Origin of the sequence: Clostridium sardiniense, from assembly GCF_016907995.1 — a bacterium.
Lineage (GTDB): Bacteria > Bacillota > Clostridia > Clostridiales > Clostridiaceae > Clostridium > Clostridium sardiniense.
This window is the reverse complement of sequence record NZ_JAFBDA010000016.1, coordinates 22,006-45,296: the sequence shown is the minus strand read 5'-3', so window position 1 is coordinate 45,296 and position 23,291 is coordinate 22,006. Positions and strand designations below refer to the sequence as shown.

At 24.3% G+C, this 23,291-nt stretch carries 20 protein-coding genes and 1 pseudogene; 17 read left to right on the top strand and 4 right to left on the bottom strand.

Annotated elements, in window-relative coordinates; translation table 11 throughout:
* The first annotated feature begins 47 nt into the window (after nt 1-47).
* From JOC62_RS13025 to JOC62_RS12995, 7 genes are all read left to right on the top strand, one after another.
* Nucleotides 48-908, top strand: coding sequence for a hypothetical protein (locus JOC62_RS13025; protein ID WP_204595715.1), 861 nt, complete (start codon nt 48-50; stop codon nt 906-908).
* A 272-nt stretch (nt 909-1,180) separates the two neighbouring features.
* Nucleotides 1,181-1,816, top strand: a complete 636-nt coding sequence (locus JOC62_RS13020; RefSeq protein ID WP_207758193.1) for a hypothetical protein — start codon at nt 1,181-1,183, stop codon at nt 1,814-1,816.
* Entirely contained in the window at nt 1,809-2,228 is a 420-nt protein-coding gene (locus tag JOC62_RS13015) for a hypothetical protein (protein ID WP_204595714.1), read from the top strand. Before JOC62_RS13020 ends, JOC62_RS13015 begins: the two co-directional genes overlap by 8 nt.
* A complete protein-coding gene (gene mobP2 / locus JOC62_RS13010) occupies nt 2,221-3,969 on the top strand; it encodes a MobP2 family relaxase (RefSeq protein WP_204595713.1) in 1,749 nt (582 codons plus the stop codon). The genes JOC62_RS13015 and mobP2 overlap by 8 nt, the downstream gene beginning before the upstream one ends.
* Before the next feature lie 101 nt (nt 3,970-4,070).
* Nucleotides 4,071-4,172, top strand: coding sequence for a putative holin-like toxin (locus JOC62_RS13005; RefSeq protein ID WP_204595712.1), 102 nt, complete (start codon nt 4,071-4,073; stop codon nt 4,170-4,172).
* Nucleotides 4,173-4,359: 187 nt separating this feature from the next.
* Nucleotides 4,360-4,566 (top strand): hypothetical protein, encoded by a 207-nt coding sequence (locus JOC62_RS13000; protein WP_204595711.1) that lies wholly within the window; start codon nt 4,360-4,362, stop codon nt 4,564-4,566.
* A gap of 169 nt (nt 4,567-4,735) precedes the next feature.
* Nucleotides 4,736-6,934 carry an ImmA/IrrE family metallo-endopeptidase gene (locus JOC62_RS12995; RefSeq protein ID WP_204595710.1) on the top strand — a complete coding sequence of 733 codons (2,199 nt, stop codon included), beginning with the start codon at nt 4,736-4,738 and terminating at the stop codon, nt 6,932-6,934.
* Between the two features lie 223 nt (nt 6,935-7,157).
* Here JOC62_RS12995 and JOC62_RS12990 read toward each other — a convergent pair whose 3' ends face one another.
* Nucleotides 7,158-7,688, bottom strand: coding sequence for a VanZ family protein (locus JOC62_RS12990; RefSeq protein ID WP_204595709.1), 531 nt, complete (start codon nt 7,686-7,688; stop codon nt 7,158-7,160).
* 2,451 nt (nt 7,689-10,139) lie between these two features.
* Between JOC62_RS12990 and JOC62_RS12985 the strand changes: the two genes are divergently transcribed.
* The 3 genes from JOC62_RS12985 to JOC62_RS12975 all read left to right on the top strand — a co-directional run bounded on the left by JOC62_RS12985 (nt 10,140) and on the right by JOC62_RS12975 (nt 11,997).
* A complete protein-coding gene (locus JOC62_RS12985; protein ID WP_204595708.1) occupies nt 10,140-10,505 on the top strand; it encodes a YtxH domain-containing protein in 366 nt (121 codons plus the stop codon).
* Nucleotides 10,505-10,813: a hypothetical protein gene (locus JOC62_RS12980; RefSeq protein ID WP_204595707.1), complete on the top strand. Its 309-nt coding sequence runs from the start codon at nt 10,505-10,507 to the stop codon at nt 10,811-10,813. The genes JOC62_RS12985 and JOC62_RS12980 overlap by 1 nt, the downstream gene beginning before the upstream one ends.
* 437 nt (nt 10,814-11,250) lie before the next feature.
* Nucleotides 11,251-11,997 (top strand): ABC transporter ATP-binding protein, encoded by a 747-nt coding sequence (locus JOC62_RS12975; RefSeq protein ID WP_204595706.1) that lies wholly within the window; start codon nt 11,251-11,253, stop codon nt 11,995-11,997.
* Between the two features lie 232 nt (nt 11,998-12,229).
* On the opposite strand, the gene JOC62_RS12970 is transcribed toward JOC62_RS12975, so the two are convergent.
* Complete coding sequence (locus JOC62_RS12970; RefSeq protein WP_204595705.1) at nt 12,230-12,781, bottom strand: recombinase family protein; 552 nt, start codon at nt 12,779-12,781, stop codon at nt 12,230-12,232.
* Between the two features lie 526 nt (nt 12,782-13,307).
* Between JOC62_RS12970 and JOC62_RS19195 the strand changes: the two genes are divergently transcribed.
* The 5 genes and pseudogenes from JOC62_RS19195 (at nt 13,308) to tnpA (ending at nt 19,402) form a co-directional block, all read left to right on the top strand.
* Nucleotides 13,308-13,583 carry a tyrosine-type recombinase/integrase gene (locus JOC62_RS19195; RefSeq protein ID WP_341534811.1) on the top strand — a complete coding sequence of 92 codons (276 nt, stop codon included), beginning with the start codon at nt 13,308-13,310 and terminating at the stop codon, nt 13,581-13,583.
* A 606-nt stretch (nt 13,584-14,189) separates the two neighbouring features.
* Nucleotides 14,190-17,027, top strand: coding sequence for an RCC1 domain-containing protein (locus tag JOC62_RS12960; RefSeq protein ID WP_204595704.1), 2,838 nt, complete (start codon nt 14,190-14,192; stop codon nt 17,025-17,027).
* A 389-nt stretch (nt 17,028-17,416) separates the two neighbouring features.
* Nucleotides 17,417-18,331, top strand: coding sequence for a polysaccharide deacetylase family protein (locus tag JOC62_RS12955; protein ID WP_204595703.1), 915 nt, complete (start codon nt 17,417-17,419; stop codon nt 18,329-18,331).
* Nucleotides 18,332-18,628: 297 nt separating this feature from the next.
* On the top strand, nt 18,629-18,946 hold the full coding sequence (locus tag JOC62_RS12950) for a hypothetical protein (RefSeq protein WP_204595702.1): 318 nt from the start codon (nt 18,629-18,631) through the stop codon (nt 18,944-18,946).
* Between the two features lie 57 nt (nt 18,947-19,003).
* Nucleotides 19,004-19,402: pseudogene (gene tnpA, locus JOC62_RS12945) on the top strand (IS200/IS605 family transposase).
* Between the two features lie 929 nt (nt 19,403-20,331).
* Here the strand turns inward: tnpA and JOC62_RS12940 are convergent.
* Both JOC62_RS12940 and lepB read right to left on the bottom strand, forming a co-directional pair.
* Nucleotides 20,332-20,514: a peptidoglycan-binding domain-containing protein gene (locus JOC62_RS12940; protein WP_204595701.1), complete on the bottom strand. Its 183-nt coding sequence runs from the start codon at nt 20,512-20,514 to the stop codon at nt 20,332-20,334.
* 151 nt (nt 20,515-20,665) lie between these two features.
* The gene (gene lepB, locus JOC62_RS12935; protein ID WP_204595700.1) at nt 20,666-21,214 is read right to left on the bottom strand and encodes a signal peptidase I; all 549 of its coding nucleotides are present in this window, start codon (nt 21,212-21,214) and stop codon (nt 20,666-20,668) included.
* Between the two features lie 301 nt (nt 21,215-21,515).
* Between lepB and JOC62_RS12930 the strand changes: the two genes are divergently transcribed.
* A complete protein-coding gene (locus JOC62_RS12930; protein ID WP_204595699.1) occupies nt 21,516-21,674 on the top strand; it encodes a hypothetical protein in 159 nt (52 codons plus the stop codon).
* A 549-nt stretch (nt 21,675-22,223) separates the two neighbouring features.
* Nucleotides 22,224-23,114 carry a LysR family transcriptional regulator gene (locus JOC62_RS12925; RefSeq protein ID WP_204595698.1) on the top strand — a complete coding sequence of 297 codons (891 nt, stop codon included), beginning with the start codon at nt 22,224-22,226 and terminating at the stop codon, nt 23,112-23,114.
* Nucleotides 23,115-23,291 lie beyond the last annotated feature (177 nt).

Below are 23,291 nucleotides of genomic sequence, written 5' to 3'. Positions count from 1 at the left end.
TAGGCTTTATTTTTTTACTGTTTTTATTAAAGGAGGGAAAATATTTTATGTTAGAAAATAAAAAAATAAAGAATATATTTAAGAAAATTAGAGATAAAAAAGATAAATTTGAAGCAAAAATGAAATATAAAAAGTCCTATAAGTATTATATTTTTGCTTGTATTTTTTTCTTAGGTTATGGGGTTTTCTTTTCTAGTGGATATATTTTTGATACCAATAGGGAAAGAAAATCAACTGAAATAGGTATAGAAAACAAGATGACAAATTCAATAGTTAAGATAAAAAGTGAACAATATAATCCTAATAATAAATTACTTCAAGTAAATTTAGATATAGAGAAAACGAATATTTTATTTGGAAATGATATAGAAGTTACTGCCATAGAAAGAGCTGATTTAAATAAAAACTTAGAGGTAAAAACAATCCGATTAGACGAAAGTCAATATGTTTTATTGATACAAGCTCCTAAGAAATGGACTAATATCGCTATAGAAATTAAAGAGAAAAATATAGTTGATTCATCATCTACAAAGGTATTTATAGATGAAAAATTATGTACTAAAAATAATGAATTACAAGAAGGAACATTAACAGATTACTTAGTAGAAAGTGTTGATTTAGAGATAAATAATATAAATTTAGAGATAGAAAATTACAATAAAGAAATAGAAAAAGATAATAAAATAATTGCACAAACAGAAAAAGAAATTAAAAAATTAGAAGAAAATATTAAGTATGAAATTAAAGAAGAAGCAGACAGAACAAAGCAAAAAATAGAAAGTTTAAAGTCTGAAATTGAAAACTTAAAAGTAAGTATAGAAGAAATAAATAAGCAAATAGAAACCTCAAATGAAAAAATAAATAAACTAAATTTAAAGAAAGAAGATTACAAAAAGGAAGAGCATTAAGTATTTTTTTGCAAAAAATACGTTAAAAAAGTCTATATAAAACCTATATAGAAACCTATATAAAAGCTATATAAAAACGTTTATATGAGGGGACAGGGAAAAGCTAGGCACTGCCTAGCCTATCATCAATTATGATAGCATTTTCCCTTTATGCTCTTACTTAATTTTTAAATTAAGTAATTTGATTAAACTTTTAAAAAGTTTATAGGTGAAACGGTAGTGAGGGCAACGCCCTTTTTTAGAATAAAAATAAAAAGAAAAGAGGTATTAAAGTGAGTAGTATTTTATTAAGAGATGTAGATAATGATATTTTAGAAAGACTAGATTTACTTTATAAAGATAAAGGTTTTAAAAGTAGAAATGAATTTTTATTATATAAAATAAATCAAATTGCATTGCAGGAAGAAGAAGAAAGACTTGTTGATAAGGAACTAAGAAAGAGAGAAGCTATTCTAACTTTAGTTGATTCTAATACAAAAATTCTTGCAGAGTTTTTAAAAGTTAATGGATTCTGTGTAGATGATTTATACAAAAATCCAAACCTAAAAGAAGATGATTATAAGTATGATTTCTTAGAAGATATAGAGGATTTTAAAGATGATACAAAAGAGGTTGTAGGAAAAGAAGAAATAAAAATAAGGAATGTTAGAAGTGTAGTTTTAAAAAGAATAGATTATCTATGTGAGAAATCAAGATTTAAAAATAGAAATGAATTCTTATTAAATTTATTAGAAGGTTTTGTTATAAGAAATGAAATAAGGGATATTAAAATGGACGAAGAATATAAAACATATAAGTTTGAAAAACTTTTAGATTTAAATATCGAAACAATACGTATATTTATGGAGAATTGTTTAGTAGATGTAAGTGAATTTTATGAATCAATGGAGGAATGTTATTATGAGTAAAAAAAGTTATGGGTTTTGGATTGGAGAAAAAGAATTAAGTTATATTAAGGAATATAAAGAAGTAAATCATATTCAATCTCAAAGTATAGCATTAGAAAAGATATTAGAGGAGCATAAGCAATTTTTAATGGAAACAAGAACAAAAGAAATAGATGAACTTTCAGATAAACTTTGTAAAAAGGTTGTAGAGCAATTAAAGGGAGTAAAGCTTGGAATAAATAATGCAGATAGAAACACACAGATACTTATAGAAATGTTAAATGGAAGATATATAAAAGATAGGGTAGGTAATATAGTAACAACAACTGGACTTACAACTGAAACTGCAAGGAAAAGTGAAGCGTTAGAAATTGCAGAAGGTGAAGTTAAAAAGAGAATTCATAGAGCAAAGGTAATGAAATCAAATGAGTAAAATAAGTCCAGCTATAGTGCATAGGGTTAGATGGGTAGCACCTAAAGGCTCAAAGTTTAATAACTATATTAAGTATATGGATAGGGACGAAGCAACTAGAAATTTTAAGTTTGATGAGTTTAGTTTGTACAATGATTACATGGGGAATCCGAAAAAGTCGGGTTCTCTTTTTACTAATGAAAAAGATTTTATGAGTAAAAAAGAAGTGTTAGAATTAAAAAAGAAATTTGAATTGTCACAAAAAAGAAAGAGTATGATGTGGCAAGATGTATTTAGTTTTAATAATGATTGGTTAATAGAACATGGGTATTTTAATCCGAAAACGAAGGTTTTAGATGAAAAGAAAATAAGGGATGCTATAAGAAAAAGTATGTCTGAGCTAGTTAAAGAAAAAGGAAGTAATGATTTAATTTGGTCAGCAAGTATACATTATAATACTAAGCATATTCATATTCATGTAGCAAGTGTTGAGTTAAATCCCCAAAAGGAAAATTTAAAACTACCAGTAGAGGACAGAGGAAAAATAAAATTAAGTACACTAAAAACTATGAAAAGTAAATTTATAAATGAAATGAGAAATAGAGATGAATTTTATAAAGAGTTAGATGTATTAGCAAGAGATAATATGATTGGTTCTAAAAAAGAATACTCATTTATGAAAGATAGAGTCCTTAGAGAAAAGATGTTAGGTATGCTAAAGTATATGCCAAAGGATAAAAGGCAATGGAATTATGAGCGTATAAAAGAAGCTAAACCATACATTAATTCACTTACTAAATATTATTTAGATAATTTCTGTAAAGAGGATTTAAAAAATTTTAATGAGCTTTTAGAAATAGATAGAGCAGAGCAGATAAAAATATATGGAGTTCCAAAAGATACTAGAAAATTAAAAGAAACTCATTATAAAGAAAAAGATTTATATAAAAGAATGGGTAATACAATTCTAAAGGAACTTAAAGATTTTGTAAAAGAAGAAGAATATAAAAATAAAAGACTAGAGTATCTAAAGAACAAAAAGAAGTTTAAAAAGGGAAAATATAAAACTTCAAATCATAGAGAAAAGAAATTTTCAAAAGACAATGTTATTAAAGATAATAATATAAAATTAAAAAAAGAAAATGCAGGAAAAGAAAAAGAGGACAATAATAATGTGAAAGTTAAGGATATAAAAAATATTAAGTTTCATGATTATTCTGTTAAAAATTCAATGTTAATAAGAGAGCAATGTCCTAAAGCTACATCAGTCGGAAGTGATTCTCTTTGGAAGGAAAAAGGATATAGGGTTAAAGATGGTGAAAAAGGAATTGAAATTTACTTACCAGTAAAAGAAGATTACTTCATGAATAATGAAGGTATTAAAACTAATGTAAAGAAAGCAACTAAAAAGGAAAAGGAGTTGATTAAGAATGGTAAGATAAATGTGATTGAGGGTAGAGAAAGTTTTGAAAAATCATATGTTTTTGATATATCGCAAACTGTTCCGATAGAAAATAAGTCATCTAAAGTATTATCAGAAAATAATTCAGATAAAGGAAATGAAAATATAAATAATACTATTAATGATGATAAATTAAATAAAGAACTCAAATCAAGAGATAGGTATAGCAATGTAAGTTTAACTGGATCAATCAACAATCTTAAAAGAAGTATGAGAAATGAACTGCAACATTATTTAAATATGAGAGATTTTGAAAGAATGGAATTACAGAAGGATTATGATAATGGATTAAGTTTATAATAATAGAAAATTAAAGGATATTATGATAAAATTAAATAGCATAAATTAAGTTGAATATGGGCTACTGGTATCATACCCTTTTACGAAAGGGGGTGGTACATATGAGTAATGATAATCTAACGTTATTATTTACTGGTGGAATGTTTCTACTAGCATTATTAACATTTATAATCTTACTTATAGAAAAAATAACAAAAAAATAGTAGCCCCTAACTAGCAATTGAGTGCTACTATTTTTTATTAAAAACATAGTGATACCAGTTGCCTAAGCAACTTTATTTTATGCATTAAGTAGGGTATTAGCAGTACCCTACTTTTTTATTTATATCCTATTTATATTTCTATTATACCAATAAAAAAATAAAAGTAAAAGAGAAAGGTGAGATTAAAATGTTTGATGATTTAGCAATGGTTCAAAAAGTTATAAGTGAAAGTGAGTTAGAGGTATACACTTTAGATACTAAAGAAACTAAAGTTGTAACGGCTTCAAAATTATATGTAGAAGATATAAAAGATTTGTTAGAAGAAGATGAAACTATAATAGTATATTATGATAAAAAGACTAATATAGTAAATGAGGATATGAAAGAAATATAAGGTTAAGAAGCTAGAGTTATCAAGGTTTGTAGCCTTAGCATGATATTAAAATATAAAGAATTTTGAATAAATTTATCATGGTAATTTATCCAGGATAAATTATAATTAAAAAATCAATTTTACCAGAGTTTTAATCTTGGTATTTTTTATTTATAAGGAGGGATTTTTTATGAAAAATTATAGAAAGAAAACAGAAGAAGAAAGAAAAAAAGAGGTAGATATACTAATAGAAAATGCTGAAAAGAAAATAGAGAAGTATTTTGATACACCAGAGCAAATAAAAGAGCTTAGTGAATTTATGAGTAAATTTTATAATTATTCACTTAGAAATTCAACACTAATAGATAAGCAATTTAAAGGAGCTATTGCAGTAGGTTCTTATGCATTTTGGAAGTCAAAGGGGTTTCAAGTAAATAAAGGAGAGAAAGGTATAAAGATTTTAGTTCCTACAAAGATAGGTGATAGATTTATAAATGAGAATGGAGAAACTATTTTAATAAGTAAAGCAAGTGAGCGAGAAAAGGACTTAATTAAGAAAGGAGAGTTAGAATTAAAAGAAGGGAAAATTGTATTTAATCAAGGCTATGTTTTCGATATATCGCAAACAAATGCAAAAAGTAGTGATTTACCTAAGATATTCCCTAATAGATGGTTAGATGGAGAAGTAAAGGACTATAAAACAATGTATAAAGGATTAGAAAGAATAGCCGATAAGAATGGTATTAGAATAATAGCTCCTAAAAGGGAGTTAGGATTAGTAAAAGGGGTTAGATATACATCAACTAAAGAAGTTGCATTAAACCCTAGAAATACCGAATTTCACAATATAAAAACATTAATACATGAACTAGCTCATGCTAAGATACATGACTTAGAAAATAATGATAAATACAGTAAAAATGAGAAGGAATTTCAAGCAGAATTGACCGCATATATAGTGTCAAAATATTTCGGAATAGATACATCAGAATATTCATTTAGATATATAAAATCATGGACTAAAGATACTGAATTAAAAGATAAGATAAATTTAGTTGAAGAAATTAGAGAAACTTCAAAAGAATTTATAGAAACTATAGAATATGAATTAATTAAAGAAAAAGAAAGAATAATTGAAATTGAAAAAAATAAAATAAATCAGAAAGAGTTATTAGTTAATGAAAAAGAAACTAATAGCTCTTTTTTTGACACAAAAAAAGTTGATTATTACAATAAGGATAAATTAAAAGAAGTACCAATAAAAGAAGTATGTGAAAGATTAGGATTAGAATTAAAGAGAGGAAGTAGTAAAAGACTTTGGACTAAAATAAGAAATGAAAAATCAAGTTCTTGTTGCATTAATTTAGATAAAAATTACTGGTATGATTACGGAATAGGTAAAGGTGGCGATACCATAAAATTAATTGAGGAAGTTAAAGGCGTTAACTCAAAAAATGCAATGAAAGAGCTAGCTGAAATGTTTGGTATAGATGGGGAAGAAATAAAAAATAATTTCTATATATCAAAAGATGATTATAAATTAATAGGAATAGAGCCAGATAGAGCAACATTAAACTTAGATATAAATTTAGAAAAACAAAGTCTTGAGGAATTAGAGCAAATAGATGAAGTATACGGAAAAAGTATGAATGAACTTGCAAATACAAATAAAGAAAAGTTTATAGATATAATAAAAGAAAAATCATTACCTATTTTGATAGAAGATAAAAATAAATTAGAAGTATTAAAAGAAAGGTTAGTTGATGAAATTAAAGTAAGTGGTGAAAATTCTAAAGATAGCACAATATACTATGGAATGCTTGAAACATTAAGCACTAAGGTAAATAAGCGAGTAGATATAGTGAAAAAAACAGGATTAAATAAAGAGCTAAGAGAAAATAATATAGAAAAGGTTAGTGAAAATAGTATTTGTGAATATAAAGAAAAATCAACAGAAATAGAAATAGGACAGGTTAAGATATTAAAAAGTGAAAATGCTTATTTTAGAGAAAATGAAATAATGAGCTTTAAGGAAGCTAATAAAATATTTCAAGAAGAAGAAAAGAAGATAGTAGATATAAAGAAGGACTATGAAAAGGAAGATAAATATTATCCTTATGAGAAGGTTATAGGGGAAATAAGAATATCAGAAAAAAGAAATTTAGAATTTAGATATGATATAGGGTGTGGTGATTTTTATAACTTAGCAGACCTTTTAGAAAGAGAGTTATCAAATACAAATAATCAATATGAGGTAAAAGAATTTCTAATAGAGCAGGAAGTTAGAGTAAATGATAAAGAAGAAAAAGAAATAGATTTCTTGAATGATAATTTCAACTATCAGAAAAATAAAAGTAAGGATAAAGAGAAGGAACTTGAATTGATATAAATAACAAAATTGTTGGCCATGAAAAAATATTAAATGAGAGAATTACTTGCATAGAGATATGTTAATTCGCAAATGTTTTTTAATATAAAAAAAATAAGAACAGTAAAAAGGAAAGTGTATGATACATATTACACTTTCCTTTTTTGTTTTCTCAATTTATGTATTTCTGTAAGATATAAAAATTATACTATAAAAGATGAAGAATTTATTATTGGCGCTAACCTTATATTATACTATTTACTTTTTGTATAATCTTATTAGCGTAAGAAAAAATAACAAATCCTACAAATGTTCCTAGTGAGTTTACTAAAAGATCATCAATTTCTGTGGCTCTACCACCAAACAATTGCAATAACTCTATCAAAAAGGAAGTAATAAATCCTATAAGTAAAACTTTTTTACCACTAGTTCTTAAATTTGCGAATACACATGGTAATAATAATCCATAAGGTAAAAATAATAAAAAATTTAAGAATACCATTATAGGAGATGCAGCTTTAAAAGGGATAAGACTCAGACTATACATTCCATCCATGACATCTGAAAAATAAAATCTTATTCCTATTATCCCTGTTAATTTCAATAGAGTTATAATATATGTAACTAACATATATTCAAATATAGTTTGTTTTATTTCAAATATTTGTCTTTTTTTTGTTAGCCATAATATAGCTAAGACTATTGAGTATAGTGTTAATCCAATATATATACATTTTATAAGGATAGCATCTGAAATATAATAATTTAAATTCATATAAAACCTCTTTCTATAATTAAAAGTCATGTTTTTTATACATTATTAACCCTATTAACCTTACTATCTTGAAGATAGGGTGTTTTGCCTTTAAGGATATATTGTTACATAGGATTATAACATAATATAAATATACTGTGGTGTAATACATCAAAATACTAATTTAAATTACAGAAAATTAGTATTTTTATATGATATAGGTTGTGGTGAGTTTTATAATTTAGCAGACTTTTTAGAAAGAGAATTATCAAATACAAATAATCAATATGAAGTAAAAGGATTTCTAATAGAGGAGGAAGTCAGAATAAATGATAAAGAAGAAAAAGAAATAGATTTCTTGAATGATAATTTCAACTATCAGAAAAATAAAAGTAATCATAAAATAATAAGAATAATAAACAAATATAATTCAAATTTATATTTAGAGTTTAATTTTAGTTTCATAGAAAAGTACCGCCTAAAATAAAAATATATTTATATATTAATGAAGAAATTACAATAAGAGTATAAAAATTAATAGGAATATTTCTAGGACATAACAAACTAAATAGTTATATTATGTATATTAAGAAATACTAAACGTATTTTATAAATAAAACCTCTCATTCAATAAAGCGTGAGAGGTTTCTTTTGGGTATAATCACCACAAAGTCATTCAAATAAAATATATATATGGATTAAGTTAATTATATATAATTAACTTAAATTTGATATAGATATACTATAAAATATAACTTAAGAAAATATTATTTAAAAATGTATAAATTTTAACTTATACAAATAAACCAATCCTAATACAATAAATAATCAAGTGTGGTTTAGTGAGTATAATGATTACAAAATCTAATATATTATGGAGTAAATTAATTATATGTAAATATGATAGAAAATAATATATACTATGAAATAAATATTAAAAAATTTTATTTCATAGTATATAAAAAAGATAGTAAAAATAACTCCAATGGGTTAAGGGGAGGAGAAAGTTACTATCTTTTTATGAATTTTATTTATTGAAGAAACCAAAAAAACATTGAATTATAATTTTAAATTAAAGTAACATTATATACAAATAATATATTGTAAAATAAATATTAAGAAATTCTTATAAAAATATGTATAAACAAAAAAGAAATCACCCAACAAAGATAAAAATGAGAGATTTCTTTTTTTTGCATACTATATTTTAAAGTATTAAAAGACTACAATTTAATATTAGTATATGGATTATATGTGTAATAGATAGACTAGTAAATAAATATTAAAATAATCTTAGTGGAGAATGTACAAATAAATCAGGCTAAGATCTTTTTATTAAATTATTTTTTATCAATGATATTACTATAATAAGTAAAATAATTAGAACAAAAATAAAAATTCTAAAATTAATAGTCACAACTCCAAAGTAGTGCTTCAATAGTAAATCTAATAGAAAATTCATTATGAAACCTATAATTATACCGAGTATAATAGGATGTTTGAAATTAAAGTTCATTAAAAAAATCACTCCTTTTAAAATTTTATTTAAAGCATATAAATAAAAAACAGTAATTCTTATCTCGATAGGAGGAGAGCGAATTACTGTCTTTATTATAATTAAGGTTAATGCATAAACTTATTATAATAAAAACAAAATGAAGTCTTAAGAAATTCTTAGTATGAAGAAAACAAAAAAGGACCTACTTGAGGTATTGAAAACAAGTAGATCCTTAGACTATAATGTTTAAGGAAATAAGCTACAAAGAATTTAATATTGTAGTTTATAAATTAATTATATAATTTAGGTGTATTTATAGCGATATATATACTATGAAATAAACCTTAAGATATTATTATAGAAATGTGTATAAATGACAAATTAGAAGAACGGAGTAATTAAAGTTCTGCTAGTTTTTATTATTCGATGAGAATGGTATTTCAAAAGAGTAATTTAATTATAAAAGTGATTTATGATTTATTTAATAAAAACCATATCATTTAAAAATAATTTGACTTAATAAAATTTAAAGATTAATGATATGATTAAGGTTAAAATGGCACTTGCTAATATGATAAAAATACGGATTGGAGAATCTTGTTTCATAATACCTCCTAAATGAAAAAGAACTTACTTGAAGATACAAAAAAACAAGTAAGTTCTTTTAAAAAATCTATAAAATTAATCTATAAAATTAGTTGAAGCTTAATTACATTATAAACCATACTTAAAATAGATAAGTAAATGTAATATGAAATAAATCTTAAAATAACATTATATAAATATGTATAAATAAAGAACTAGGAAGGATATAGCAAGAAATAATATTATGTTATACAATATATCAATTAAAAAATATTACTAAAATATAAATACAATCTTAATATATTCTTAAAACAAACAATAAGTATTGAAAAAGGAATATTAAATATAGTTATATTTAATAAAAGAATAAAAATTTTGGAGGTTATAATATGGGTTTATTAAATTTAATAGAAAAAAAAAGGAATGAACAAAAAAGACAAGCACAAAAAAAGACTACTAAAACATTAGTTTTTGGTGTAACGATTGGTGCGATTGCAGGGGCAATAAGTGGGGTGTTACTTGCACCTAAATCTGGAAGTGAGAATATTGAGGACTTAAAGAATCTAACAAGAGGAACTGGTTTAAAAGATAAAGCAAAAGTAGCTAAAAATAATATTTCTGAAGCTAGAGAAAAAATTAAGGATTACTTAAAAAATAAAAAAACAACATCTGAAGTGAAGTGTAAATTACCCAATGAAAAAGAAATAGAAAAATTAGTTGATGAGAAAATAGAAGTTTCAGAGGAAAATAATTAATGTATGTCAGTGTACATAACTTATTCTGGTTTAGTATTATGTTACTCTTAGTTGTATTATTAGGATTATTAATAATTTGTTTATTAAAAATCTTTAGAGTATTAATTAAAGTTGATAGTTTATTAGAAACTAATAAAAAGAATTTAAATATAACATTGAATAATGTTAAAGAGATTTCAGGAAATATAAAAGATCTAAGTGACGTTGCAACGGAGGTTACAGCTGATGCTATAGTAGCAAAAGAAAATATAACTAATAGATTAAATAATATAAAGGACATAGTACAAATAGCTATTGATGTTTTTTAAAATAATAAGTAAATAGATTGAAATTAACATTAACTTATAATTACTAAAAGCTTCATTCAGTAAAGAATGGGGTTTTTATTTTACCTATTTCTATGAATTCAGTATTTAACTAATCGTGGGGAATTCTCCCACCTTCTATAAGTTGTGAATAGTTCACCAATCTATCTGAAACTTGAGTAGTAGACTTCTTAGAAAATTTGTATATTATGTTTCTTTTTTAGTTTAATAATCCTATGGTTACATATCATTATAGTATATTGTATTTAATAATATTGGATTGAAAATTATAGATTATAAAGAATATATTATGATAAATCAAGAAGAATCTTCTTAAACACTATTACAAATTTGTAAGAGTAATGTAATTTAAATAAATATTACTATATAAATTAATATAATATATTTTAAATATAATATATTAATTTAGGAGGATTTATATGAACAAAATATTAGAAGTTAAGAATATAGAAAAATATTATGCTAATAAAGATAATGTAACAAAAGTTATAGATGGAATAAGTTTTAATGTTGAAAAAGGTGAGTTTGTTGGAATAATGGGACCATCAGGAAGTGGTAAATCAACACTTTTAAATTGTATTTCAAGAATAGATAATGTAACGACAGGAAAAATATTATCAAAGGGAACAGATATAACAAATCTTAAAGGGGAAAATTTAGAGAACTTTAGAAGGGATGAGCTAGGATTTATATTTCAAGATTATAATCTCATAGATACTTTAAATATTTATGAAAATATAGCATTAGCATTTACAATTCAAAATAGAAAGCCAAAGGAAATAGATACTCTAGTTAAAAATATAGCCAAAAGATTATGTATTGCTGAGCTTTTAAATAAGTATCCGTATCAAGTATCTGGTGGACAAAAACAAAGGGTTGCATCTGCAAGAGCAATAGTAACTGATCCTTCAATAATTTTAGCTGATGAACCAACAGGCGCATTAGATTCAAAGTCATCAAGACACCTTCTAGAAAGTTTTGAGAATATTAATAGGGAACTAGAATCTACAATACTTATGGTAACTCATGATCCATTTACAGCAAGTTATGCTGAAAGAATTCTATTTATAAAAGATGGCAATATATTTAACGAATTAATAAAAGGTAAAATGTCTAGAAAAGAATTCTTTGATAGAATAATTGAAGTTATTAGACTTCTTACCTAAATATATGTTAACAATATTTAGGTAAGAAGCATTTAATAGTTAGAATAGATATAATAATCCTATAAGAAGAATTATATCATCAAAGAAATTAATTAATGATTCGATATTTATACAGGCTTTAACATATTTTTTATGTTACCACTTGGATTAAAACTTATACGTTCAAGCGTTGGAATTAGTATTTAGTGCTGATTATATAGCATCACTTGGAACTAGCAGTCTACTAAAGCTACTAGTTCTTATTAATGTATCGATAAAGAGTACTTTTACTAACACCAGTTGCTTTTGTAATTTCTGATATACTATAGTTTTTGTTATTATACATTTTGACTGCTAACGTAATATCTTTAGTATCTTTTTTAGGGCGGCCACCTTTTCTTCCTCGTGCACGTGCAGCATTAAGCCCTTCTATTGTTCTTTGAGATATAAGGTCACGTTCAAATTGACTAATTCCGGCAAAAATAGTAAACATAAGTTTTCCTTGAGCTGTTGTAGTATCAACCCAGGACTCATTAATTGATTTTATATTAGCTCCTTTTTCTTCAATTTTTTCGACAAGGTTAAAAAGATCCTTAACACTTCTACTAAGTCTAGTAAGATCAACTATAATTACTAGATCACCTTCACGGAGTTGAGCTATCATATTATTAAGTTCTATACGGTTACTTTTTATTCCAGATATTTTTTCTGTATAAATTTTATTACATCCTGCTTTTTTTAATATATTTATTTGTCTATCTAGATTTTGATCTTCTGTACTTACACGTGCATATCCAAAATTCATATAATCACTCCAATTTTTATTCCCAAAAACGTTATTACGGATTTGTTTAGATACTTTGTTTTTGATAATAGTTTTGACACTGTATATTATAAAATAAAGTACTAAAAAAATATATATGTTTTTTAGTTCCAAAAACGACCGTTTTTGGAGAACTATAATGAAAAAATATTTGGAATATATTGTTAAGAATTGATGATTATGAGGAGGGGTGATAATAAAAATAATACTGAAGTATAAAATGACTAGATAAAATAGTTATTTTAGGAGGCTTATTTATGAATAATGTAGAACCTATTAGAGATAAGGTTAAAATTCAAAAAATGAAAGTATATTTAAAAAAAGATATGAAATAATATACTATGTTTATAGTAGGAATAAATGTTGCTCTGAGAATATCAGATTTTTTAAGTTTGAAATGGAAGGATGTAATTGATGAAAAAAATTATAATTTTAAATAGTTAGAATTATATGAAGGTAAAACAAATAAATATATAAAAATTAGATTAAATGATGCTGTTAAAGAAGCATTGAAAGTATTGATAAATATTTAGATCTAGAAGAATATATATTTAAAAGTAGAGAGGGTGAAAATAAACCTCTTTCAAGGCAACAAGTTTTTAGTATTTTTAAAAATGCAGCAATATCAGTGAGTATAGAAAGTAATATCGGGCCACATTCATTAAGAAAAACAAGGGGATATTTTGCATGGAAGAAGGGATTTAATCCAGCGTTAATAATGGAAACACTTAATCATAGTAATTTAAATATTACAATAAAGATATTTAGGAATACAGCAGGATGATGTTAATGAATTATATAAAAAATTAAAAATTTGAGGAATAATTAAGTAATATTATAAAGTTATTGAGAAAATAAAAAATTTATATGTATATTATAAGTAAATTTATTTGATTATAATAGAAGTTCATTTTTATAAAATAGCATTGATTAAAAATGAACTTTATTATGCTAATTGAATTTTAAATATATTTCGAATAATGAAAAAGATATAAGTTTCAAGAGTTATTAATAGCAAAAGAAAATATAATGGATAAACAAAGATCTCACTAAATATATAGTGAGATCTTTGTTTTAATCATTATTAAGTAGGTGCAAAGTTATTCAAAATAGTTTTTTAAATATACTAAATACTATAGGGTAATTAAATTATAAAATATAATAGAAATATATCAATAAATATACTATGAAATAAACCTTAAAAATTTCTTAGTAAAGTTTCTAAGTGAAAACAAATTAATTTATAATATAATAAGAAAAGTTTAAGTAATTTACCAATAAAAGTACACAGATTTTAATAAAATTTATTATAAGCTAAATATAGATGAGTAGTTTATAGTTATTATAAATTTCATAAACTAAAAATTTAATATTTAGGAGATGTGCTTATATGGAAATAAAAAAATCAATAGCGATAATAATTTTAGACACTATACTTATACAATGTGTAGGAACTGGCATTACGGCATTTTCAAGTGAAAAAATTAGAAGTGAAAATGTAACTATTGTAAAATCTGATGGTTTAAAAGTATATACAGATATTGCGATGACTCAAGAATTAAAAAATTTAAGTCAATATGTATATCCAAAAGAAGTAGCTTTAAATTTTAATGGAACAGCAACATTGGATGGAAAAGAAATAAAATCAGGAATAAAGGTAACAGATGCAGGAGTTCATATAGTAAATGTAACAAATGGAAGTGAAAAAAAAACCTATAACTTCAGTGTTATTAATAATATAAATGGGAAGGATATAATCTCAATATCTTTAGGTAAGTGTAATAGTGCTTCAATAACAAATGATGGAATCTTATATATGTGGGGGAAGGCTGATTATAAAAGAAAAAACGGTTCTATTTTGCCTATGAAAATGAACGGAAAGGGAGATATTAATGAAAGTACAAGAATAGTATCAGTATCATTAGGATATTCACATAATGCAGCAATAGATAGTGATGGAAATTTATATGCGTGGGGAGAAAATAGTGATGGGGAATTAGGAGATGGAACTAATATAAATAGAGATGTTCCGATAAAGATAAATGGAAAGGGTGACATAGGGGAAAATACAAAAATAGTGTCAGTATCACTAGGACTTACGCATAGTGCGGCGGTAGATAGCGAAGGAAAAATATATACTTGGGGAGCAAATGAATATGGGGAATTAGGTAATGGGAATAAAAATGATATATCTAGTTATGTTAGTAAAAATAGTCCTGTAAAGATAAATGGAAAGGGAGATATTAATGAAAATACAAAAATAGTATCAGTATCATTAGGGGGGTATCATAGTGCGGCGGTAGATAGTGAAGGAAATCTATATACGTGGGGGAAAAATGGTGATGGGGAATTAGGAGATGGGACTAATATAAATAGAAATAGTCCAGTAAAAATTAATGGAGGTGGGGTAATAGATGAAAAAACAAAAATAATATCAGTATCATTAGGAGGATATCATAGCGCAGCAGTAGATAGTGAAGGAAATCTATATACGTGGGGATTGAATGAGTACGGAGAATTAGGTATTATTCCAGGAATTAAAGAAGAAAATAGTGTAAACAGTCCGATAAAAATAAACGGAGAGGGTGATATAGGAGAAAATACAAAAATAGTATCAGTATCGTTAGGACTTACACATAGTGCGGCGGTAGATAGTGAAGGAAATTTATATACTTGGGGATTGAATGGTGATGGAGAATTAGGAGATGGAACCGATATTAATAAATATAAGCCAGTGAAAATAAATGGAAGCGGATCAATAGGTGAGAAGACAAAAATAGTATCTATATCGTTAGGGTTATGTCATAGCGCAGCAACGGATAATGAAGGAAATCTATATACATGGGGATCAAATAAATACGGAGAGTTAGGGAGTGGAATAACATACCATCATTGTGCTATTCCGAAAGTTTCAATATTAACACTTAAGTATGGAGATATCACTAGAAAGGAGGATGTAGATAATATATACTTTAATTGTAAATTCCCAGAAAATTTAGATACGGGTGCTAAAAGTTTAACTTATATACTTGATGATGATACAAGTATTAACTATGCGACTCAAATAAATTTAGCCGAGTATAAAATTACTATACCTAAAGCTAGTAAAGCTAATAAAATAAAAATTTTATATGGTTTTGAAAATATAAATACTCCAATTATAAAATCATTTGGAGTAATGAAGTTAAAAGGTCCTTCTGAAGCGAATGTTACAGTTGAACATGGAAAAGAATTTAATTCTATAGATTTTGCAAAGAAAAAATTTGAAGTTATTGGAACTGACGATACCTTTGATGATGGATTAACTATTAATGTAGATAAAGAAAAAGTTAATCTTAGTAAAAGTGGGGATGTTGTTATTAATTATAAAATTATAGATAGGAAAGGTAATTATATTAAGCATAAATTAATTCTCCATATAAAAAATAAGGTTGCTATAAGTAAATTAGCTTATTTTAAAACATATGGTCTTGTTTTAGAAGGCGAAGTTATAGAAACAAAAAATCCATATGATATGTCTGTTAAGAAAACTTTAGTAGTGGAATCTTCAGACGGAAATATAAAATTTGAAAAAAATATTATTAATACAAATTGGTATGGAAATGGATATTCGGGATTCCAAGGTATTATAACCTCTGATGATTTAGATAGAGTAGGTGATTTACAAAATGCAAAAATAGCTATAAAAACAAATAGTAATGGAAAGATAGAAACGTATGATTATACTGTTGAAAAAACAGAACTATTATCAAAGATTAAAAAACCTATAGTAAAAATAAGCGAAATTAATAATGAGGAAGCTAATTACTATAAGATTGAAAATTTACCAGTGGGTGATTTCGGTAATAGCATCATTGCAATATCTGTAGATAAAAACAATCAGTTATTATTAAGTAATAGTATAAAGAAATTTGATATTAACACACTGTCATATTATAAAAATAATACTGGAAACTATATATTTGATGCAAGTATAAATATTAAAGATTTTAACTTAGAAAATGAAGGACATGTAAAATTATTTGAAGTCAAAGATAAATTAGGAAAGATAGTTTACACAGGAAAGGCAGCAACTTTTGAAGATGGAGTATTTGAGAATGTAGCACCTAAATCAGCATTACAAGTTGTTATTCCAATAGAATATAGCAATGATGATTATTTTTTTGAAATTGTTATAAAAGATAAAAATAATATTGAAAAGGCTAGGTTTAAAGTACCTAAATATTGATACTAATAAAGTTATGATTAAATTTAGAAGCTTATCATAATATAACTGCTTAATAGAGTAGTCTGAAATAAATAATATTTATTATTGATAATAGTATTTTAAAATATAACCTATAAATAAAAGTCAGTAATTTGAAGAATCTAAATTACTGATTTCCTAGTAGTAATTCTTATAAAAAATAAAAATTACTACTAGGTTAGATACTTATAGCATTGATGTTACTATTGTACAATCTTAAAGTTTTGTTATTTATTTATATATCTATGTTAAGTGCATATTCTTTCAAGCTTGTTCCTTGTTACCTTTCTCTATTCAATATTAATAAATTTTTTATTATTTTAATACATATTAACTATTAATTTATTTAATTAGGTATAGGAGGATTTACAATGCGAAATAACGCTACCCCTTGTTTTACAAAAAAACGAAAGAAGATATTTCTCACATCTATATTAATAATATGTCTACTATTATTTATTGTTCTAATTTATAAGTCTAATAACACAACAATTGCAAATGCCGGAAGTAAAGAAATCCATACCGAGACTACAGAAACCAAACTAGATAATAGCGGATATTTATTATTGAAAGATGATCCAAATGCAGATGATGCTTCAATTGTTTCTGAGAATGTAAATAATTTAATAAAAGGCACTAAGAAATATCCTGTTAGAACAGATGGGAAAAAAGTTGTTTATTTAACTTTTGATGATGGTCCATCAACAACTAATACCCCTAAGGTTCTTGAAATTTTAGATAAAAATAACATTAAAGGAACATTCTTTGTAATGGGTAAATCCTTAGATGCTAACGATACAGCTAAAGATTTATTAAAAGAAATAGCTAAAAATGGACATGCTATAGGTAATCATACATATTGCCATGACTATAAATATCTTTATCCAAATAGAACTATGAATGTAAATAATGTTATAAATGATTTAAATAAAAATTCTGAATTAATGAAAAGTATTTTAGGAAATGACTTTTATACTAGAACTATTCGTCTACCTGGTGGGTACTGGTCTTGGAATGGGAGACAACCATTAAAAGACAAGATGATTGAACTTGGTCTTGAAAATATAGATTGGGATGCTTTAAATGGGGATGCTGAAGGGACAAAGAAGGATTCTCAAGAATTATTTAATCATCTGAAGAAGAGTGTTAATAACCTTGGTGAAAAAGCAGATAGTATTGTTGTACTAATGCATGATACATATGGAAAGGCTGAAACTGTAAAAGCCTTACCCAAAATAATAGATTTTTTCAAGTCTAAAGGTTTTGAATTTAGAACAATAAAATAATTATCATTACATAATAAAAATTAGAATGTTTTTTATTTATTAATATTTCTATAATCTTATTTTAAGATTTATTCTATGTTTGATTAATATATTTTAGTTATAATAATAATTGAATAAAGTTCATAAATTCAACAAAGATAGTGGTTTAGCTTCTCTTTCATAATATAAGTTACTACTATCTTTTTTTTATGCAAATTTTTGATAAGAATGACCTTAAGTTTTATTTAATATTATATCTATATTAATTTCTATTAGACTTATATATAATTAATTTAATCAATTAAGGAGGCTAATTTCATGAAAAATCTTTCAAAAATATTTACTGAAAAAGATATTTTCAATTTATGTTATTCCGTTCATTTAATAGGATTAATTGATTTCAACATCTTCCCATCAAACAATCTAGAGGAACGATATTATAACTTATCTATTCATGATAGAGAATGTTTAGATAAAATTATTGATAAAATAATTAAATGTCACAAAAAAGCTTTTGAGTATTTAGAATTTATTTCAAAACAAAATCACCCTGAAACATTACACTTACTGCAAAAGAAATTATTAAATAATGTTGTTTTAGATTTTAAACTTCTTTGTAATTATAAATATAATTAGTTATACTTTATAGGTATAATACTATCTCATATTTTCTAAATCCTTCTTTATTAAACTATTTCATTTTATCACATAGTTTTTGCGCGAAAATACAGGAGAAAGGAAGTCTACGGAGAAAAGAAAATTGAAATTGGAAAGATACTAATACAATTTTTGTGAATGGAAGGACCTTGAAATAATCGAAGCGTATGCTTGCGTCGATCATATACATATGTTGGTTTCAATTCCACTGAAAATGAGCATTTCAGGTTTTGTAGTTTTTTTTAGAAGGTAAAAGTAGTTTAATGTTTTTTGAAAGATTTTCTGACTTAAAATATAAATATGGAAGTTATAAGAAATCAAGAACGAGAAGATATGATAGCAGATAAAATAAGTATAAAAGAATATATGAATCCTTTCAAAAGGGGAGCAGGTAACAGAAGGTATTGCTCTGCTCTGGCGAGCCTATCGCATTAGGCGCAATCTCCACAGGCAATTGAATAAAAACCACCAGATAAGCTGGTGGTTTTTATTTATTATAAGTTAATTGTTTTAGATAGTAATTTCTAATTTATTTAATATATTTTAGTTATAATATATTAAAACATATAATTTGTTTGTACACTTTATAATAAGATTATTTTAAGATGTGTTCTATATTTAATTAATATATCTTAGCTATAATTAAAATATAAATTGCTCATAATTTAATAAAAAGACAGTGACCTCTCTTTCTATATTTAATTAGAATCTCACTGTCTTTTTTTATTTATCTTTTGATAAGAAATTATTAAGTTTTATTTCACACTATATTTATTGATACATTTTAGGTATGATTTATAATATAATTACCCTGTGAAAAATATTTAAATAATTTTGTACTTAGGTGTTATAATTAAAAGAAAAACCTCATTCAATAAAGAACGAGGTTTTTCTTTTATATTTGTAATAAGTTTTAAAGTTATTCTATACGTGATTAATATATTTTAGTTATAATTAATTTAAGATATATAATTCTTTTTTTATTTGTACATTTTTTGATAATTATTTCTTAAGGTTTATTTCATAGCTTATATATTACATATAACTAAATTATTTAATATAATTTATATTGTAAGTTTTAACACTTTCATTTATTTATCATACATAATTGCTCAGAAAAAGAAGTCACCTTTTATATTTTTGTTAGGTGACTTCTTTTTTTATTGTGTAAACACTCATATATATTTCTATAATATTTTTTTAAGTTCTATTTTATATTTTATTCAACATTTTCATTTATACTAAAAATGTCCATAGGATTTCTTTTTTGTATTAATGGAAAGAACTTACTTGTCTTTTGATTTTCATAAGTAAGTTCTTTTGTACATTATCTAATTCTTCAAAGCTTCTGGAAAAAGCTAACATTACTCTTTATCATTGCTTTGTGAGTATTTATCTAAGTTCAATTTCTTAAATAAAGCTTTCCATGTATTTTTATAAATAATACCATCTGGATCAAGTCCATTTGCTTTTTGGAGTGAAATAACTACATTCTTAGCGCCATTTACGAATATATTATCTATATGATATAATTTATTTATAAGCAATTTAAATATGCTTAGTATACAAAAATACTACTATAGGAGCTTATATATTAAAGTCATTCTAGCAGAAATTTTCTTTGAAAGTTCCCCACTAATCCAATATCCTTTAATGACCATATTATAAATTGTGCTTTTCCAATTATATCACTTCCACTTATATACGGATCCTTCTAAAATCTCGAATCATTTGAATTATTCCTGTTATCACCTGAAAAAAATATTTATTATCTTGTTCCTCATACTTTTCACTACTTAAAGGTACATGTAAATACTTAGAAGACATAAAATAATGGCGGCCTGCCGTATCTTGTTCATCAAAAAAATATTTATTACTCGGAACATTATATTTCCCTTCAAACTCCACCGAATTTTTAACATACGCTTCATCTAGCCTTTTACCATTTGGATATACAGACTTTCCTTTAAATTCTATTTCATATCCTGGTAATCCTATAAGCCTTTTTACTAGGATCTCATTTAATTCATTAGATTTAAATATTACAACATCTCCTCGCTTTAAATTATTAGGATTGTATACTCTAGTAACTAGTAATCTATCTCCAGAATTTAAAGTTGGTACCATTGATTCACTAGATATGTATACAGTAAATATTATAAACTTATTTATCAATACAGCTATTACTATAACACCTAAAATCTCTATTATATTTTTTATAATTTTCTTAGACTTTTTTTCCAACATTAAGCCCCCTCTCAACAATATTTTATTAAATTATATTACCAACTAACTATTTTCTCTATTACATATTAATAAATGATTGATTTTTATCATTTATTTAATAGTTTATTTATTATTTTTTAAGTATTATTCAATACTTTATCTATACTTAAATGCTAGGTTAATGTATAGGTTTTTTCTATATAATAAAGATAGTGGTTTTAGTTTGTACTCACTATCTTTTATTAATTTATATTTGAGAACTTTTATTGTAATTAACTAACATTATATTAAAGAAAAGTCAACAGAAACAGAAATAGGACAAGTGAATATATTAGAAAATGAAATAATAAGCTTTAAGGAAGCTAATAAAATATTTCAAGATGAAGAAAGGAAGATAGCAGATATAAAGAAATACTATGAAAAGAAAAATAATGATAAATATAGAGATCATGAATGTGAATTTGAAATACAAGAGAAATAAAAATTCTAAATAAAAATAGAAGTAAAATTTATAAGATAAATGACCAAATAATGAATATAATTGGAGAAACATTATTGTTTATGATATTGTCTAAAGTTTTTTCTGGAATAGATTTTTCATAACTTATATTCACCTCTGACTTATTTTTGTTATTAAAGTAAAAATAACAAAAAAATATTATTGATATTATACAATTCTTTTTTAAAAGCAATTTAACCTATATCGCTAATTTTTTGTTTTTCACTTAAATTTTTATTATTATAATATGCAAAGGTGAAAGAAGTTTATTTACTTTTATTTCATAGTATGTATATTGTTATATTAGCTATATATTTATATAATTTATATTGATAGTAATTTTTTATGATATAAACAATTCATCTAAAAGAACTTACTTGTTCTAATACTCTTCAAGTATAATCCTTTTGTTTTATATCTATTAATAATTACTATGGGTATTTAACTAATTTATGAAAATATAGTACGATTAGTTAGTACTGAAAAATAATACAATTTAAATATTTAAATTGTATTAAGGAGGTGCTTTGTATGAATTTTTCTGATTTAGAGTATTTTAATTACTTGTGTAAAGTAAAAAGTTTTACTAAGGTTGCTGAAGATTTATTTGTTTCTCAACCATCTGTATCAATGTCAGTAGCTAAATTAGAAAAAGAATTAGGTGTAAAGTTAATATCTCGAAATTTAGCTAAAAAAGAATTAACTATTACAAAAGCTGGAGAAATTTTAAGAGTTGGATCTGAAAATATAATTAATGAAATTGAAAATATTAAATTTGAAATTAATAAACTTAATGCTAGAAAGATCAAATTTGGTATTCCTCCAATCATTCGTTTATCATATTTAGAAAACTTAATAAATTATACTATACTAAATGAAATTGACATTATTCAATTAAGTTCTGAGAAACTACTTGATAAAATTTTAACTGGAGATATTGATATGGCTATACTTTGTTTATTAACAGAATTAAAAGTTGCAGATTTTGATTTTAATTATTTAAGTGAAGAAAAATTTGTGCTTTGTTTAAATAAAGTACGTTATTGTTATGATGATAATTTTAAGTGGGATGATTTAGAAAGTGAGACATGGATAATATTAGAATTTGCATATATACATAAAATGATTTTTCAAAAAATATGTAGTAAATATAATATAAATCCTAAGAATGTTATTTATGTTCAAGATATTGAAACAGCTAGTAGTTTTTTGGAAATGGGAATAGGTATTAGTATTTTTTCAGAAGAATTAGCTAATAATATAGTTAATTCTTCTGAAAAATTAAAAAAAATAGACTTACCTGTTGAAAATATAAATATATATTTAGTTACAAAAAATTCAAAATACTTATCTATTAAAGAACGTAAAATAAAGGAATTTATTATTAAAAATTTCTATAATAAAAATAAAAGTAGCAACTAAAGGTGGATCATACAATAATCTAAAGAAAATATTAATTCAATACAGATAAGTTTAGACTATTTTTATTAACATAATTGAAATTTGTAAAAAAGAAATTTCTTTTGATCAAAAGGTGATAATAGGAAATACTGAAACGTTATTCAATAGAACTTTAAAAAGCAATAATAACTCAGATTT

Coding starts and splice junctions, on each gene's coding strand:
- JOC62_RS13025 (WP_204595715.1), top strand. CDS start 48: ATGTTAGAAAATAAAAAAATAAAGAATATATTTAAGAAAATTAGAGAT.
- JOC62_RS13015 (WP_204595714.1), top strand. CDS start 1,809: ATGAGTAAAAAAAGTTATGGGTTTTGGATTGGAGAAAAAGAATTAAGT.
- mobP2 (WP_204595713.1), top strand. CDS start 2,221: ATGAGTAAAATAAGTCCAGCTATAGTGCATAGGGTTAGATGGGTAGCA.
- JOC62_RS13005 (WP_204595712.1), top strand. CDS start 4,071: ATGAGTAATGATAATCTAACGTTATTATTTACTGGTGGAATGTTTCTA.
- JOC62_RS13000 (WP_204595711.1), top strand. CDS start 4,360: ATGTTTGATGATTTAGCAATGGTTCAAAAAGTTATAAGTGAAAGTGAG.
- JOC62_RS12995 (WP_204595710.1), top strand. CDS start 4,736: ATGAAAAATTATAGAAAGAAAACAGAAGAAGAAAGAAAAAAAGAGGTA.
- JOC62_RS12990 (WP_204595709.1), bottom strand. CDS start 7,688: ATGAATTTAAATTATTATATTTCAGATGCTATCCTTATAAAATGTATA.
- JOC62_RS12985 (WP_204595708.1), top strand. CDS start 10,140: ATGGGTTTATTAAATTTAATAGAAAAAAAAAGGAATGAACAAAAAAGA.
- JOC62_RS12980 (WP_204595707.1), top strand. CDS start 10,505: ATGTATGTCAGTGTACATAACTTATTCTGGTTTAGTATTATGTTACTC.
- JOC62_RS12975 (WP_204595706.1), top strand. CDS start 11,251: ATGAACAAAATATTAGAAGTTAAGAATATAGAAAAATATTATGCTAAT.
- JOC62_RS12970 (WP_204595705.1), bottom strand. CDS start 12,781: ATGAATTTTGGATATGCACGTGTAAGTACAGAAGATCAAAATCTAGAT.
- JOC62_RS12960 (WP_204595704.1), top strand. CDS start 14,190: ATGGAAATAAAAAAATCAATAGCGATAATAATTTTAGACACTATACTT.
- JOC62_RS12955 (WP_204595703.1), top strand. CDS start 17,417: ATGCGAAATAACGCTACCCCTTGTTTTACAAAAAAACGAAAGAAGATA.
- JOC62_RS12950 (WP_204595702.1), top strand. CDS start 18,629: ATGAAAAATCTTTCAAAAATATTTACTGAAAAAGATATTTTCAATTTA.
- lepB (WP_204595700.1), bottom strand. CDS start 21,214: ATGTTGGAAAAAAAGTCTAAGAAAATTATAAAAAATATAATAGAGATT.
- JOC62_RS12925 (WP_204595698.1), top strand. CDS start 22,224: ATGAATTTTTCTGATTTAGAGTATTTTAATTACTTGTGTAAAGTAAAA.